Source organism: Clostridium saccharoperbutylacetonicum N1-4(HMT), from assembly GCF_000340885.1.
GTDB lineage: Bacteria > Bacillota > Clostridia > Clostridiales > Clostridiaceae > Clostridium > Clostridium saccharoperbutylacetonicum.
Window position 1 is genome coordinate 565,001 of record NC_020291.1, and the last position, 15,787, is coordinate 580,787.

Annotated in this window: 13 protein-coding genes, 1 tRNA gene and 1 rRNA gene (1 of these 15 only partly in view); 14 read left to right on the forward strand and 1 reads right to left on the reverse strand. The window is 29.5% G+C overall.

Features of this window, described 5'->3' with window-relative positions:
- From CSPA_RS02485 to CSPA_RS02540, 12 genes are all read left to right on the forward strand, one after another.
- Positions 1 to 399 (forward strand): 23S ribosomal RNA (locus tag CSPA_RS02485) (it extends 2,511 nt beyond the left edge of the window).
- A gap of 74 nt (positions 400 to 473) precedes the next feature.
- A tRNA-Asn gene (locus CSPA_RS02490) sits at positions 474 to 548 on the forward strand.
- A 163-nt stretch (positions 549 to 711) separates the two neighbouring features.
- Positions 712 to 1,671 (forward strand): polysaccharide deacetylase family protein, encoded by a 960-nt coding sequence (locus tag CSPA_RS02495; protein ID WP_015390629.1) that lies wholly within the window; start codon positions 712 to 714, stop codon positions 1,669 to 1,671.
- Positions 1,672 to 1,868: 197 nt separating this feature from the next.
- A complete protein-coding gene (locus CSPA_RS02500) occupies positions 1,869 to 3,254 on the forward strand; it encodes a TldD/PmbA family protein (protein ID WP_015390630.1) in 1,386 nt (461 codons plus the stop codon).
- A 2-nt stretch (positions 3,255 to 3,256) separates the two neighbouring features.
- A complete protein-coding gene (locus CSPA_RS02505) occupies positions 3,257 to 4,600 on the forward strand; it encodes a TldD/PmbA family protein (RefSeq protein WP_015390631.1) in 1,344 nt (447 codons plus the stop codon).
- A 243-nt stretch (positions 4,601 to 4,843) separates the two neighbouring features.
- Positions 4,844 to 5,953, forward strand: coding sequence for a sensor histidine kinase (locus CSPA_RS02510; protein WP_015390632.1), 1,110 nt, complete (start codon positions 4,844 to 4,846; stop codon positions 5,951 to 5,953).
- Positions 5,950 to 6,570 (forward strand): response regulator transcription factor, encoded by a 621-nt coding sequence (locus CSPA_RS02515; protein WP_015390633.1) that lies wholly within the window; start codon positions 5,950 to 5,952, stop codon positions 6,568 to 6,570. Before CSPA_RS02510 ends, CSPA_RS02515 begins: the two co-directional genes overlap by 4 nt.
- Positions 6,571 to 6,736: 166 nt before the next feature.
- Positions 6,737 to 7,579, forward strand: a complete 843-nt coding sequence (locus CSPA_RS02520) for a helix-turn-helix domain-containing protein (protein WP_015390634.1) — start codon at positions 6,737 to 6,739, stop codon at positions 7,577 to 7,579.
- The gene (locus CSPA_RS02525) at positions 7,569 to 8,507 is read left to right on the forward strand and encodes a DMT family transporter (protein ID WP_015390635.1); all 939 of its coding nucleotides are present in this window, start codon (positions 7,569 to 7,571) and stop codon (positions 8,505 to 8,507) included. The genes CSPA_RS02520 and CSPA_RS02525 overlap by 11 nt, the downstream gene beginning before the upstream one ends.
- 303 nt (positions 8,508 to 8,810) lie before the next feature.
- Positions 8,811 to 9,743 (forward strand): ABC transporter ATP-binding protein, encoded by a 933-nt coding sequence (locus CSPA_RS02530; protein ID WP_015390636.1) that lies wholly within the window; start codon positions 8,811 to 8,813, stop codon positions 9,741 to 9,743.
- A gap of 11 nt (positions 9,744 to 9,754) precedes the next feature.
- A complete protein-coding gene (locus CSPA_RS02535) occupies positions 9,755 to 10,903 on the forward strand; it encodes an ABC transporter permease (protein ID WP_015390637.1) in 1,149 nt (382 codons plus the stop codon).
- Positions 10,896 to 12,020 carry an ABC transporter permease gene (locus CSPA_RS02540; RefSeq protein ID WP_015390638.1) on the forward strand — a complete coding sequence of 375 codons (1,125 nt, stop codon included), beginning with the start codon at positions 10,896 to 10,898 and terminating at the stop codon, positions 12,018 to 12,020. The genes CSPA_RS02535 and CSPA_RS02540 overlap by 8 nt, the downstream gene beginning before the upstream one ends.
- A 76-nt stretch (positions 12,021 to 12,096) precedes the next feature.
- On the opposite strand, the gene CSPA_RS02545 is transcribed toward CSPA_RS02540, so the two are convergent.
- Complete coding sequence (locus CSPA_RS02545; protein ID WP_015390639.1) at positions 12,097 to 13,968, reverse strand: LTA synthase family protein; 1,872 nt, start codon at positions 13,966 to 13,968, stop codon at positions 12,097 to 12,099.
- Between the two features lie 189 nt (positions 13,969 to 14,157).
- On the opposite strand from CSPA_RS02545, the gene yedF reads away from it, so the two are divergent.
- Together yedF and CSPA_RS02555 are read left to right on the forward strand one after the other, a co-directional pair.
- Positions 14,158 to 14,730 carry a sulfurtransferase-like selenium metabolism protein YedF gene (gene yedF / locus CSPA_RS02550; RefSeq protein WP_015390640.1) on the forward strand — a complete coding sequence of 191 codons (573 nt, stop codon included), beginning with the start codon at positions 14,158 to 14,160 and terminating at the stop codon, positions 14,728 to 14,730.
- Positions 14,731 to 14,754: 24 nt separating this feature from the next.
- Positions 14,755 to 15,705: an NAD(P)/FAD-dependent oxidoreductase gene (locus tag CSPA_RS02555; protein WP_015390641.1), complete on the forward strand. Its 951-nt coding sequence runs from the start codon at positions 14,755 to 14,757 to the stop codon at positions 15,703 to 15,705.
- Positions 15,706 to 15,787: the final 82 nt, after the last annotated feature.

Genomic DNA, 15,787 nt, shown 5'->3' on the forward strand with positions numbered 1-15,787 from the left:
CGATGTCGGCTCGTCGCATCCTGGGGCTGAAGTAGGTCCCAAGGGTTGGGCTGTTCGCCCATTAAAGCGGCACGCGAGCTGGGTTCAGAACGTCGTGAGACAGTTCGGTCCCTATCCGTCGCGGGCGTAGGAAATTTGAGAGGAGCTGTCCTTAGTACGAGAGGACCGGGATGGACTGACCTATGGTGTACCAGTTGTTTCGCCAGAAGCATAGCTGGGTAGCTAAGTCGGGAAGGGATAAACGCTGAAAGCATCTAAGTGTGAAGCCCCCCTCAAGATGAGATTTCCCATAGCATAAGCTAGTAAGACCCCTTGAAGACTACAAGGTTGATAGGTCAGAGGTGTAAGTGTGGTAACATATTTAGCTGACTGATACTAATAGGTCGAGGGCTTGACCAATAAGTTAAGTTGTAAAAAATACATTAGTAATTATATGCAATTTTGAAAGAACATGTTTCTTTCAAAGATAGCGTTCCGCGATAGCTCAATGGTGGAGCACTCGGCTGTTAACCGATAGGTTGGAGGTTCGAGTCCTCTTCGCGGAGCCATTTTTTTATAAAAAATGAAAAAATTTTAGTCGAGAAATCGGCTTTTTTTTATTGTATAAAACTCATAAAATAACTATACTATATATAGAAATGAAAAATGTTTTTCAAGGTTAATTTATAGTAGTATAATAACTAAATTCACTAAAATATATGAGGTAGAAAAATGAAGTTTGATAGAAGGAATAATAATAAAATGAAAAATATAAAAAGAGCAAGAACTACTATATTATTTATTATAGTTGCAATATTTGTAATTGTAGGTAGTGCTTTAGCAGCTCAGAAATTTTCGGCGTCAAGACAAGCCGTACAGGCACTTGATGAGGTGAAGGATGATAAAAATCAAAAATTAGACTCAAGTAGTACCCAAGAAGACAAAAATGGTTCAACTGAAACTGCACCTACAAAAGAAAGTAATTCAGGAGTTGAAGATGTTGCATTTGTAGAGAAGTACTTAAATCAGCAAATGAAAGGGCAAAAACCTGATGGAGCGGATGGAAAAAAAGTTGCATATTTAACTTTTGATGATGGACCATCAGAAACAGTAACTCCTCAAATATTGGATATCCTTAAGGCAGAAAATGTACATGCGACTTTTTTTCTTGTTGGTAAAGAAATAGATGCAAGTGAAACTAATAAAAATTTAGTTAAAAGAGAGTATGCAGAAGGAAATGCTATAGGAAATCATACTTATACACATGATTACAATTATTTGTATCCAAAGAATAAAATAAACGTAAATACTTGTATGTCTGATTTTGAAAAAACAAATCAATCTTTAAAAAATGTTTTAGGGCAAGATTTTTCAACAAGAGCTGTTAGATTCCCTGGAGGACAAATGACTTGGGAGAAAAGTGACCCTCAAGGTACAGTTGCAATAGATAAGGCTTTACATGATAAAGATTATCATCAAATTGATTGGAATGCGCTATCAGGGGATGCAGAAAGTAAAGCTAAAAGGACTGCAGAACAGTTAACTCAAGAAGCTATAAAAACTATAGGTAAAAGAGAAAAAGTTATAATATTAATGCATGATACTTATGGAAAAGAAGAAACAGCAAAGGCTTTACCAGGCATAATAAAATACTTAAAAGATCAAGGGTATGAATTTAAGATATTAAAATAGTTCATGAAATTAATTGTAATAGTTTATAAATAGGCTATGTTATTAACATTAAATAACATAGTCTATTTTTTATTTTAGGATAATAAAAAAATTATGTATAGGTAAAGAATTTAATGGTAAACTGGTAATATATATTAATTTTGATTTTTTATCTTTTTATATATTAGATAGATAAGTTTAATGTAAGGAGGAATTTTATGTTATCAAGAAGTGTTGCCCAAGAGGTATTAGAAAAATGTCTAGTAACTGGAGGAGATTTTGCTGAATTATTTGAAGATGATTCAGTTAATAATTCTATAGTTCTAGTTGATGGAAGAGTTGATGATGCAATAGGTGGCAGAAGTTATGGAATAGGAATTAGAATATTTAAGGGATTAAATAGTGTATATGCATATACAAACAATAATAGTTTAAATAGCCTTTTAGATACTGCATATAGAGCAGCTTTAGCCTTAGGAGAAGTAAAAGAAAACAATGGGCTTTCAATTGTTTTAAATGAAAAGAAAATAGAAACTATACATCCAATCCTATATTACCCAAAGGATGTAGCTTATGATAAGAAAATAGCTATATTAAAAAAGGCCTATAAAGGTGCAAAGGAATTTAACACTGATATTTCACAAGTTATTGCAAATTATTCTGATAAAGATCAAAATATTTTAATTGCAAATACTGAGGGGTTATATATTGCAGATAGGAGAATCCGAACAAGACTTGGTGTAAGTGCAATTGCATCAAAAGGAAATGAAAATCAAACTGGTTTTGAAGGACCAGGAAGACATATGGGGATTGAAATGTTTGATAACATAGATCCAGAATATCACGGTAGAGAAGCAGCAAGAGTGGCTCATACTATGTTACATGCTAAGAATTGCCCGGCTGGTAATATGACTGTTGTAATTGATAATGGATTTGGTGGTGTTATATTCCACGAAGCTTGTGGTCACTCTTTAGAAGCAAGCGCTGTAGCTAAAGGAAATTCGGTTTTTGCTAATAAATTAGGAGAGCAGATTGCATCTACTAAAGTTACCGCAATAGATGATGGTACAATGCCAAATGCTTGGGGATCATTAAACATTGATGATGAAGGAAATAAGACTCGAAAGAATATCTTAATTGAAAATGGTATTTTAAAGGGTTATATGATTGATAAGCTTAATGGTAGACGTATGAACATGGAGGCAACAGGTAGTTCAAGAAGGCAAAGCTATAAATTCCAGCCAACTTCAAGAATGACCAATACTTATATAGCAGCTGGTAATGATAATCCGGCAGATATTATTAAATCTGTTGAAGATGGATTATATGCTAAAAAGTTAGGTGGAGGATCTGTTAATCCTGTTACTGGTGAATTTAACTTTGCTGTTCAAGAAGGCTATTTAGTTAAAAATGGTGAAATTCAAGAGCCTGTAAGAGGAGCAAGTCTTATCGGTAAAGGAAGTCAAGTTCTTATGGATATTGATATGGTTGGAAATAATTTAGAGGTGGCTCAAGGGATGTGTGGATCATCCTCTGGAAGTATTCCTACTAATGTAGGTCAGCCTATGATTAGAGTTAAGAAAATGACAGTAGGAGGTAGATAGATATGGATTTTAACTTATTTAAAGAAGAATTATTTAAAGAAGCTAAGAATTCAGGCTTTGAAGAATGTGAAATATATTATTCTGATGCTGAAAGTTTGAGTATAAATATATATGAAGGTGAAGTTGAAAAATATAAATTAAATAATGCTTTTGGATTATCCTTTAGAGGAAAAATAAATGATAAGATGGGATATTCATATACAGAGATTTTAGATGAAGAAGCAATAAAAACTCTGATTACAAATGCTAAAGCTGCAGCACTTTCTATAGAAAATGATGATGTACAATTTATATATGAAGGGGATAAGGAATACAAAGAGATAAATTCCTATAAAAAAGAATTAGATGAAATAAAACCTGATGAACTTATATCCCTTGCTATAGAAATAGAGAAGGAATGTAAAAAGCAATGTGATAAGGTAGTAAGTTTCCAAGGTTGTGGAATAGGATATGGTAAATCTACTTATGGTATCATTAATTCAAAAGGTCTTAATTTACAAAATGAAAGAAATAGCTTAACTGCATATGTTGTTCCAATAGTTGAAGACAATGAGATAAAATATGATGGGACAGGGTACGTGATAGCTAAAAATTTAGGTGAAGTAAAGCCAGAAGTTATAGCTAAACAAGGGCTTGAAGAAGCACTATCAAAAATTGGTGGAAAGAGTATTCCATCAGGAAAATATAAGATGATCATAAATAATGAAGCTATGGTATCTTTACTTGGAACTTTCTCTTCAATATTTAATGCAGAACAAGTACAAAAGGGCTTATCTTTATTAAAGGGAAAAGAAGGAGAAATTATTGCATCAGATATCGTGACTTTAGTAGATGACCCTCATTTAGAAGACGGTCTTGGAACAACTTCTTTTGATGATGAAGGTGTTGCAACTTATAAAAAAGAAATAATCACAAAAGGAAAACTAAATACTTTTTTATATAATTTAAAGACAGCACATAAAGCAGGAGTAAAGTCTACAGGAAATGGATTTAAAAGTTCTTATGCATCTATAGTTGGCATAAGTGCAACAAACTTTTATATAGAGCCAGGAAAGAAATCTTTTGATGAACTTTGTGAAGAAGTTAAAGATGGAGTTATAATAACAGATTTTGCAGGTCTTCATTCAGGGGCTAGTGCAGTTACAGGAGATTTTTCTTTGGCAGCTAAAGGGTTCATGATTGAAGATGGAAAGAAGAGTTTCCCTGTTGAGCAGATAACAGTAGCAGGTAATTTCTTCACTCTATTAAAGGATATAGAAGAAGTGGGCAGTGATTTGAAATTCCCAATGAGCAGTATAGGATGCCCATCTGTAGTTGTAAAGGAACTTTCTGTGGCAGGAAAATAGATAAAAGTATATAGTAATTGAAAAAATATAATAAGAAATTTATTGAAGAAACTATAATAAATAAGAAGTTTGAAGAAGTGGAGGAAGCATAAGTCCTTCACTTTTTTGATGTTTAAGAAATTAATGATAAATTAGTATGTTATAGGCATTTTTTGTATAAAAACTCTAACAAAATTTAATTATACAGATTATAATAAAGTAGTATGTATGGAACCAATATAAATAAATGCAAGGAGGAAGATGATGAACAAGAACATTTCAATACTTATGTTTATAATGTCATTAATAGGTATACTATACAATATGTTTTTTGTTTCAGATGCTGTTAGTGTGATTATTAGGATAACTTGCATTATAGGAATATTAATTCTTGAATTTTTGAATTATTCTTTTAAGATAAATGAAAAGAACATTAATTTTCTTCAACTTATTGGTATTTTAATTTTTTTAAAGTTAGGGTATTATGAGTTAAATTTCTTTTTGCCAATAATATTGTTTAAAATATTAAATAAGAAGATAAATATATTAGTTAGTATAGGAATTAGTAGTGCAATAATTTTTTACATTTTTAAAGAAAATGTATTTTATATGATAACTTATGCTGTAGTTGTAAATTTGTATTTATTTGAATTAAAGAAACAAAATGAAGATAAAGAAAAAATTAAAGAATTTGATAGAGAACAAAGATATGAACATCACTTAATGGAGAATAAAATTAGAAATCTAGAACGGTATTTAGAGCAGAATAATGTTGTTACCAGTTTAAGAGAGAGAAATTTTATGGCTCAAAAGCTTCATGATCATTTAGGGCATAGAATAACAAGTTCAATTATGCAGTTAGAAGTGACAAAAGAAACCTTAGGTAAAAATAATGAACTTGCATATAAATATCTAACAACTTCTATGACGAATCTTAGAGAAGGAATGGATGAAATAAGGGAAGTATTGAGGAAGGTAAAGCCAAGGGATAAAGTAATAGGAATTGAAAATATTAAAGAACAATTATTAAAATTTGAATATAGTACAGGAGTAAAAACATCTTTAATTATTGAAGGTGATACAAGTAGGTTTACTTTAAAATTGTGGATGGTGATACAGGATAATCTTAGTGAAGCATTAACCAATGCTGCAAAATACTCTACAGGGGATGAAATTAAACTATCTATTTACATATATAATAAAATAGTTAGGATAGAATTCAGAGATAATGGAAAAGGATATAAGACATTAAATAAAGGACTTGGGCTTAGAGGAATTGATGAAAGAATTCAAAACCTTAGAGGAAGAGTAGAATATTATAATGATAATGGATTTGTAATAAATGCAGTTTTGAATCTGGAGGATAAGCAATGAGTATTAAAATATTAATATGTGATGATGACAGTTTAATTAGAGAAAGTTTAAAAATACTTTTACCCATTAAAGGGGATATAGAAGTGGTTGGGGAGGCTTCAAATGGTAGAGAAGCTATTCAATTTTGTTTAGAAAATCATGTGGATGTAGCATTAATTGATATAAGAATGCCAGAAGTTAATGGTGTTGAAGCTGTTCAGGAAATTGCAAAAAATACTAAAGTTAAATGTTTAATATTAACTACATTTGATGAAGAAGAATATATAAATGAAGCACTCTTAAATGGGGCAAAAGGATACATATTAAAGAATTCTTCGCCAGAGCAGATAGTGAATTCTATAATTTCAGTATATAATAACACAATTGTTATGAATGAAAATATTTTGGACAAGATTCATGGGATGGAGACAGAGCCTGAATTTAAGAATTATGAATTTACAGACAGAGAAAAAGAAATAATAAAAGCTATAAGCGAAGGTCTAAGTAATAGGGAAATCAGTAATAAATTATTTATTTCAGAGGGTACAATAAAAAATTACATTACAGCAATTTTAGATAAAACAAGTCTTGAACATAGAACGGCATTGGCGGTTAATTATTTAAAGGGAAATTTGTGATTTTACTTAAAATGAGCTTTCAGAGTTGAGGAAAGCTCATTTTTTTATAAGGGTTGTAGTAGAGTTTTAGCAATATCATACAAGAAATATTATTATATTAATGCTATTCTTAGGATGGATTAAAGCTGTATATCATTTAAATATTACAAATATGGAGGGGGCTAAAATGCGAAAAGAAATTCGAAGTGTATATTTTGATACTGATTTAAATATAGAAGCATATAGTTTAAAGGGAATTGTACAAAAGTTTCCTAATCATTTTCATGATTATTATGTAATTGGCTTTATTGAAAGTGGAAAGCGCCATTTATCTTGCAAAAATAAGTCGTATAATATTGGACCAGGTGATGTGACTATATTTAATCCTAATGATAATCATACTTGTGAACAAATTGACAATTGGCCATTAGATTATCGTAGTATAAACATCAAGTTAGATATAATGAAAAAAGTTGTATATGAGATAACAAACAAAGATTATGTGCCTTACTTTACAGAGAATGTATTGTTTAATAGTGATCTTATAAATTCATTAGGGGAGTTGCATCGTATGATAGTGAAGGAAGAAAAAGAGTTTAAGAAAGAAGAAATTTTTTTCTTTGTCATGGAGCAATTGATAAGTGAATATTCAGATTGCAGCAGAGTCACTAATCTACAAGAGTCAAATATGCAAATAAATGCAATATGTGAATTTTTAGAGGATAATTATACAAGAAATATTACCCTAAATGAGTTAAGTAATTTAACTGGAATTAGTAAATATCATCTATTACGCTCTTTTGCAAAACAAAAAGGCATATCTCCATACAGTTATCTTGAAGCAATTCGTATTAATGAAGCAAAAAAATTTTTAGAGAAGGGCTTTTCACCAGTAGAGGTAGCTCTTAAAACAGGATTTACAGATCAAAGCCACTTCACTAATTTCTTTAAAAAATTCATTGGAATTACACCAAAGCAATATATGAAAATATTTTTAGTTAAAGATGAGGAGCAGTTAAATGAAAAATAAACTTATTATAGGTAATTTAATTACTTTATTTACAATGATTATTTGGGGAACTACCTACATTTCTACTAAAATACTTTTGCAGAATCTTCAGCCAATGGAGATATTATTTTATAGATTTATAATTGCTTATTTCATATTGATTCTTATGTATCCTAAATTTAAAAAGATTAGTAGTTTTAAAGAAGAGCTAGTGTTCATGAGCGCTGGAGCTACAGGAGTTACGTTATATTATTTAATTGAAAATGTAGCATTAAAATATACTCTTGCATCTAATGTAGGCTTATTTAGTGCTATGGCACCCATATTAACTGCGATATTAAGTAATTTTTTTATAGAGCATGAGGACTTTGAAAAAAAGCTATTATATGGATTTGTTATTTCAATAGCAGGTGTGTTTTTAGTTATATTTAATGGGAATTTCATTTTAAAATTAAATCCTTTAGGAGATTTTCTGGCAATATTAGCTTCATTTATTTGGGCAGTTTATTCTATAATCTTAAAAAAACTTAATAACAAATATAAGTATAATTATATATACATCACAAGAAAAATCTTTTTTTATGGAGTAATGTTTATGATACCATTAATGTTTGCATTGAAAGTAAATTTAACACTAGAAAAATTGATCATTCCAAATGTGTTACTCAATATATTATTTCTAAGCTTAATAGCTTCAGCACTATGTTTTATTACTTGGAATATAGGTGTGAGTTATATTGGTGCAGTAAAGGCTAGCAACTATATTTATGTAGTTCCACTTATAACAACTGTAACATCAATAATAGTATTAAAAGAGCCAATAACTAATATAGTTTTGATAGGAGCAATTCTTATATTATCAGGGTTATACATATCTCAAAATGGTATTAAAAATCCACTTAAGTATTTGAATCCTATCATAAAAAAGATAAAAAGGGGTACCATATAGAAACGAAAATCCATTTCCACAGCTTTGGTAATACAAGCAAGTTCTACGCAGCAGTTTAAGCTTAAGATAAATGAAATTTTGTGCAAACCACTTAATGAATTTAAGCTAGAAGATTAATATAAGTCTTTACTTTAATGTATATGTGACAAAAGTAATACGTAAAAGGTGAGTTTTCTAACTATTGGAGACTCATCTTTTTTTATATACTAGTATTATAGAAGATATCAGTTGTGTTGTATTTAATTTTAGAAGAAGATATTTTTTATATATTAATATTATAGAAGGATATGGGAGGTAACAAGAGTGAAAATGCTAGAAATAAAGAAACTTTACAAAGATTATGGAAATCATATAGCTGTTGATGGAATAGATTTAAAAATTGAAAAAGGGCAAATTTATGGAATCCTTGGACCTAATGGAGCTGGAAAGAGTACAACCATAGGGATGATATGTGGGCTTATTAAAAAGACTTCAGGGGAGATAATCTATGAAGAAGAGACAAATAAAATAAGAAAATGGAAAGAAAATATAGGAATAGTTCCTCAAGATTTTGCAGTATATTGGGATTTGACAGCTGAAGATAATATTAGTTTTTTCTGCTCTTTATATGGATTTAAAGGGGAAGAACTTATAAAAAGAACTAATAGAACTTTAGATTTTGTTGGCCTTACAGAGGTGAAAAATAAAAAGGCATCAGAATTTTCGGGTGGTATGAAGCGAAGACTTAATATTGGATGTGCAATAGCTCATTCACCTAAACTCATAATTATGGATGAACCAACTGTTGGTATAGATCCACAATCTAGGAATCATATTTTAGAGTCAGTTAAAAGACTTAGGGAAGAGGGAGCAACAATAATATATACTTCTCACTATATGCAGGAGGTTGATGATATTTGTGATAGGATTGCGGTAATTGATAATGGTCATATTATTGCAGAAGGGACAAGTGAAGAACTTAAAGAATTAATTCAAAATAAAAATAATTTAATTGTAAGTGTTGCTAAAAGGATTGATGGATTAGAAGAGAAACTTAAAGAAATTACTGGGGTTGAAAAAGTGATTTTTTTAGATAATGAATATAAGATTTCAACATTGAAGAGTAGTAATTTAATCACGAGTATAGTAGCTGCTATTTCTGAGAATGGTGGAGATATAAAGAATATTATTAATGAAGAACCTAGTCTTGAAACAGTATTCTTAGCATTGACTGGGAAAAACCTTAGGGAAAGTTAGAGGAGGATAGTATGTTTTTTGCAATCGTAAAAAAGGAAATGAAACAGTTACTAATGGCAAAAAAAACTTTAATATTTTTATTCATTTTCCCAATAGTTTTGATTACAACTCTTAGTGTGGGGCTTAAAAATATGATGACATCTGGAGACATTTTTGGTACTGGTAATGAGTATTCAAAGGTATATTATATGCAAAATAAAGATTCAAAGTATAACCAGGGTATTTTAGATTTTAAACAAGGGGTTGAAGGAGCGGTTAATATTAAATTTGAAGAAACTTCTTCAGTGGACAAGGCTAAAGAGGAAGTAGATAAATATGATGCTTTGGCTTATATAGAAGTTACCGATGTGGGGTATAAATTCTACTCATCAAAGAATGGTGAGAAAATGAAGGGAAAGATATTTGAAAGTATTTTTAAATCTATTCTTAATGAGTATGCTTCATATGAAACTATAGCTAAATATAATCCAAAGGCTTTTACGAATTTAGTTAAAAATAAGTATGATGACTATGTAGTTAAGAAAGATATTTCTGGGGTAAGAGATATTACGTCTTCTGAATATTATACTTTTACAGAATTATCTTTAATAATTCTATATATAGCAAGTATTATTGGAGACTCTGTGTATAAAGAAAAGTGGCTTAAAACTACTAATAGGATAAAATTATCTAAGGCTAATGAAAGTACTTTTATATTGGCAAAGATATTTACAGGGATAATTATATCAATATTACAAATTTTAATTGTATATGCGTATTCATCTGTAGTATTAGAGGTCAATTGGGGTGAAAATACACTCAAATTTATAGCTATGTTTTTGGTATTTGGAATTTTTGCTTCAGTATTAGGCGTAGTTTTAGGTATTATAGCAGAAAATTTTGATACAGTATCAGGAATATTAAATTTCGTAACAATAGTGATATGCTTTTTAGGCGGTTGCTATGTGCCGCTTCATATGATTATTGGAATATCACCAATAAATAAATTAGTATATTTTAGTCCTATTTACTGGATTAATACAGCTGTAAGCAGCATGCTATGTGGAATAGAATCTAATGCTTTTATGATAGCATTAGGGTTACCAATAGCTTTGTTAGCAATATGTTTTTTAGTATTCATTGGAATATTAAAGAATAAAGGAGGTCTTGCAAATGATTAGTATAATGAAAACTGTAGCTAAAATCTTATTAAAGAGAAGAAGTTTTTTTATTACCACCTTTGTTCTTCCAATAATATTAGTATTTGCTTTTACAGCCTTGAATAATGGCAATTCCACAGTAAAGATAGCTATATTAAATAAAGATAAGGGACAATTAGGGAAAGAATTAGAAAATAAGCTATCACAGTTAGATGGAGTAAGTAAAGTAGAAATAAATAACAAAGACTATATTCAAGATTTAATATATCATCAATATGAAATGGTTATAACTATAGATGATAATTTTACAGAAAGTATATTAAATGATGAGAAGACACAAATTACTTATGAAACTATATCAAATAGTGATCTTGAATATGTTATAAAAGATGTTTTAAATAATGAAGTATCAGCAATGGCTAGAATATGCAATAATGTTGATATTAAATCTGAAGGAATTGACAAGGTTATAAAGACTTTTAGAGATTCACAGCCTCAATATGAAGTGTTAAATAAGATAGATAGAAAACCAAATGTGACTTCATCTTTAGGGATTATATATTTTTTATTATTCATTTCAGCTGCAGGAAGTTGTGGTTTCTTATTAGAAGATGAAAGAGATGGCACTAAAGATAGAATTCTTATGGGAAAAATTACCGAAAGGCAATATTTTGCTGCACAGTGTATCATATTTTTCATATTTACAGCAATACCTTCACTTGAACATTATATTGTATGCAAAGCATTCAATTATGGATTCGGTTTTGAAAATACAATATTGTTGCTTGTTTGTTCCTTACTTATGTCTTTGCTTGCTGTTACCTTTAGCATAATGATGACTTCATTAATAAAGAATAAGTCAACTTTTGCTCTCGTTAATTCAACCTTTACAATACCTATATTTATGTTAAGCGGTGCATACTGGGATTTTGACATGATGAGTTCTGGCTTACAAAAGATAGGAAATGTACTTCCAATAAGGTGGATTATCATGTCAATAAGTAACTTACAAGAGGGAAAAAGAATCGAATCTATAATTCCTATGCTAAGTGGAGTGCTTGCATTATCAATTTTATTTTTACTATTAAGTATATTTTTCACTAGAAATAAAATGGTATTAATTAAACAAAACGATTAATTACATTATTGTAGATAAAAACAAAGAAATTAGAACTCTATGCAGATGCTCTAATTTCTTTTGTTTATGTTTTTATTTAATTTTGATCATGTCTGTAATTTGCACGTATCATCTTATCAGAAATATCTAGAGATTTTTTATAAACTTCTTTTTCTTTATCTGTAAGATTTTCTCCACCTTTAAGAGTTCCATTAGTTATTACAGCAAAGGATTTATTTGTATTTAATAGATTTTTGCCTAAAGCAGTATCTTCATATTTAGATTTATCAACACCTAAGTAATAAAGTAGTGTTGGCATTACATCTATTTGACCATTATACAATTTATCAAATTTCTTTCCTTCTTTAGTAGATGGATCATAAAGGATAAATGGAACTGTTGGATTTCCAGTGTTTAGATACCAATCTTCCTTATGAGATAATTGATTAATACTGTCGTCATAATATTTATGTACGCCTGTATGATCACCCATAATAGCAATTATACTGTTTTGAAGAAGTCCTTCTTTATCAAGCATATCAAGGAAATAACCTATTTGCTTATCAGTGTAATGAACGCTTTCAAAATATCCACCCATTTTGCTATCATTTAATTCTTGATCTAGTCCAAGCTCTCTATATTGTTGTGGAAGATCAAAAGGACCATGACTGCTAATAGTTACAGTTTCAGTATAAAATGGTTGCTTTTGTTCTTTTAACATAGGAACAACTTGTTCAAAGTATCTTTTATCACTGATTCCGAGTCCTATTACTTCATCTACATTGAAGGAATAATAATCAGTGAATTTATCAAAGCCAATTCCAGTTAAGCCAGCTGCATAATTCCAGAATGAACCTTTATCTGGATGAATTGCACGGGTACTATAGCCTTGATCTTCTAATATATTTGGTAGTGAATTATAATTGGTATTTGGATATCTAAAGAAGGTACTTCCTTGTCTTAATGGCAGCATAGAAGTATTAACCATCAAATCTGCATCGGAGCTTGTCCCTTCATTAACTTGCTCAAAGGTATTTGGAAAGTATAAAGAATTCTTAACCAATTTATTTAAGTTAGGTGTTATTTCCTTTCCATTTACTGTTTTATCGATGACAAAGTTTTCTAAGGATTCTACTTGAATATATATTAAATTTTTACCCTTTGCTTTACCGAAGTATTCATTGTTAGGCAAGTTTTCCTTTTTAGTTTCAAAATATTCATTAATATCAGCTTTATCTTCAGCAGTTAACTGATAAGGCTTAGAATCACGATATACTGTATACAAATCCATAATATGATATCCAATAGGAGAGAAATATTTCGCTGTATTAGATTTATCGTAATTACTAAATAAATAGGCGTTATGAACATCTGCATTATTGAATACATTTATACTAATAGGGACATAAATTATAAATACTACAGGAAAAATAAATGTACATAAAAAGGTTTTAATAGCTCGTCTATGTTTTTGGGTAAAAGATTTTCTAGCTAAAATAACATATAATGCTAACACTATAAAATCCAATAGAAATATAAAATCTAAATTACTCATCATAGATAATACACTTCCAGTCATATTATCTAAATTAGAAGTTTGTTTTAATACTATTGCTGATGGTACAGTTAAAAAACCTCTGAAGTACCACATGTCGATTATTATTAAAAGCGTTAAAACAAAATTAATAACGAAGGTATATATTATTCTGCCACGCCCCTTAAATAAAAGAGAAAAGCTTAAAAATACTAAAGCAAAAGCTATATAGTAATTTAAAAAAGGATCAGCAGCTTCATAACCGGCAGAAAAACTGAAAACATAAGGATCTTTGCTGGAAGCAAAACCTTGAAACAGAATTCCTTTCAAGACTATAGAAGCTACAGCTATTAAAAAGAAGAGTATTCTTATAACTGAATCTTTTGTTAAGTTATTTTTTAGAAACTTATTTAATATAGAGTTAAAAAAACTCATTTCTTCACCTCAATTCAACATTTCACTACATTATAGTATACATAAATTTATGAAATAAACAAATATAATTGTATCATACATAGCTAACTAAAAGATAACTGAAAAAATTAAGAAAATATGAAGAAATATATAAAACTTACGTGGTATACTATTAATAGTAAATATAACATTGAAAAGAGGCTATAGGATATGAAAGAGATAGATTGTAGAGGATTATCGTATTTGCAAATAATAAGGGAGATTAAGAAATATTTTAATTCAATTGGTGAGGGTGAAGCAATTGTAAGAGTAAGCAGTGAATTGGAACATGATAATGTCATGAGATATTCAACTCACAAAGGCTATAAGGTGTATGAAAATGATGATGAAAATAAATATATGATAAGAATAGAAAAAAGAGGCTGTTTGGAATTAGAAGAAGAGGAGAATATTTTTTCAATATTAATAACAAATGATAAACTTGGAGATGCTGATGAAACTTTAGGAAAAATTTTAATGAAAGAATACTTTGAAGCCTTAAATGAGTATGATGAACTTCCTAGAGCAATATTATTTTTAAATTCTGGTGTTAAGCTATTTAGCAATGGTTCTAAAGTATCAGAAGATTTAAAGCTGCTGTATGATAAAGGAGTAAAAATATTAATAAATGACACTTCTTTAGATTATTATGATATGAGAAAAGATATTACCTTTGGTGAAATAGTAAGTATGTATGATATGATTGTTACTATGAAAAAATCTAAGAGGTTAATTAAGTTATAGTATTTATGGTGGAGGGAATTTTTAATGCCAAAGTATGATTTAATTATTATTGGAGCTGGAATAGCGGGAATGACAGCAGCTATGGGGGCTGCACAGGAAGGAATAGAAAAAATACTTATAATAGAAAGAGAATCAAGGGCTGGGGGAATAATAAATCAATTCATCCATAATGGGTTTGGAGAAAAGTTTTTAGGCCAGCTAGTAACAGGCCCTGAATATATTGATTTTATAGAAAAAAAACTAGATCAATTAGGTATTGAAATTGTATTAAATACGTCTGTATTAGAAATTAGTAAGGAAAAAATAGTTACATATGTAAATGGAGAAACTGGGGTTACTGAAGCATCTGCTGATGCAGTGATATTAGCTATGGGTGCTAAAGAAACTTATTCAGGAAATGTTATCATTCCGGTAAATGGACTTACAGGAATTTTTACGATTGGTGAAGCTCATAGAATGGTTAACCTAGAAGGGTATCTTCCAGGAAAAAGAACTGTAATTATAGCTAAAGATAAGTGGGCATTTCTAGTAGCAAGAAGATTATTAATAGAAGGTGGAAAAATTGAAGGAGTAATCATTGAAAAAAACTTTAGTGAAATAGCAGATGAGCAAATACAAGATATCATTGACGGTTTTGATATTCCTATAATTGAAAATTCTAGAATAGTTCAAATTGAAGGAGAAACTAGAATTGAAAAAGCGAAGATAGAAAATATAAATACTAAAATAATATCAGAAAGAGAATGTGATTCTTTATTATTATCTGTAGGCTTTGTTCCAGATATATCTGTAATTAAAAATTTAAAACTTAATATAAATGCTGAAACATCAGGGCTTGAGGTAGTTGAGTATAAAACTTCTATGGAAGGTTTTTTTGCATGTGGAAACATTATATATGGAGAAAAATCACCACATTTGAGAGAAGTTAATGGAATTGAATGTGGAATAAAAGCAGCTAAATACTTAAGAAAGTAGTAGTTAATAATCAGTAGGGAATAACTAGGTAGAAAAGTTCGAGAAGCAAAGTTTTATATTTTGCTATTCGAGCTTTCTTTGT

What these genes read in the sequence shown, in the direction of transcription:
- CSPA_RS02495 (WP_015390629.1), top strand. Translation starts at nt 712, where the DNA reads ATGAAGTTTGATAGAAGGAATAATAATAAAATGAAAAATATAAAAAGA.
- CSPA_RS02500 (WP_015390630.1), top strand. Translation starts at nt 1,869, where the DNA reads ATGTTATCAAGAAGTGTTGCCCAAGAGGTATTAGAAAAATGTCTAGTA.
- CSPA_RS02505 (WP_015390631.1), top strand. Translation starts at nt 3,257, where the DNA reads ATGGATTTTAACTTATTTAAAGAAGAATTATTTAAAGAAGCTAAGAAT.
- CSPA_RS02510 (WP_015390632.1), top strand. Translation starts at nt 4,844, where the DNA reads ATGAACAAGAACATTTCAATACTTATGTTTATAATGTCATTAATAGGT.
- CSPA_RS02515 (WP_015390633.1), top strand. Translation starts at nt 5,950, where the DNA reads ATGAGTATTAAAATATTAATATGTGATGATGACAGTTTAATTAGAGAA.
- CSPA_RS02520 (WP_015390634.1), top strand. Translation starts at nt 6,737, where the DNA reads ATGCGAAAAGAAATTCGAAGTGTATATTTTGATACTGATTTAAATATA.
- CSPA_RS02525 (WP_015390635.1), top strand. Translation starts at nt 7,569, where the DNA reads ATGAAAAATAAACTTATTATAGGTAATTTAATTACTTTATTTACAATG.
- CSPA_RS02535 (WP_015390637.1), top strand. Translation starts at nt 9,755, where the DNA reads ATGTTTTTTGCAATCGTAAAAAAGGAAATGAAACAGTTACTAATGGCA.
- CSPA_RS02540 (WP_015390638.1), top strand. Translation starts at nt 10,896, where the DNA reads ATGATTAGTATAATGAAAACTGTAGCTAAAATCTTATTAAAGAGAAGA.
- CSPA_RS02545 (WP_015390639.1), bottom strand. Translation starts at nt 13,968, where the DNA reads ATGAGTTTTTTTAACTCTATATTAAATAAGTTTCTAAAAAATAACTTA.
- yedF (WP_015390640.1), top strand. Translation starts at nt 14,158, where the DNA reads ATGAAAGAGATAGATTGTAGAGGATTATCGTATTTGCAAATAATAAGG.
- CSPA_RS02555 (WP_015390641.1), top strand. Translation starts at nt 14,755, where the DNA reads ATGCCAAAGTATGATTTAATTATTATTGGAGCTGGAATAGCGGGAATG.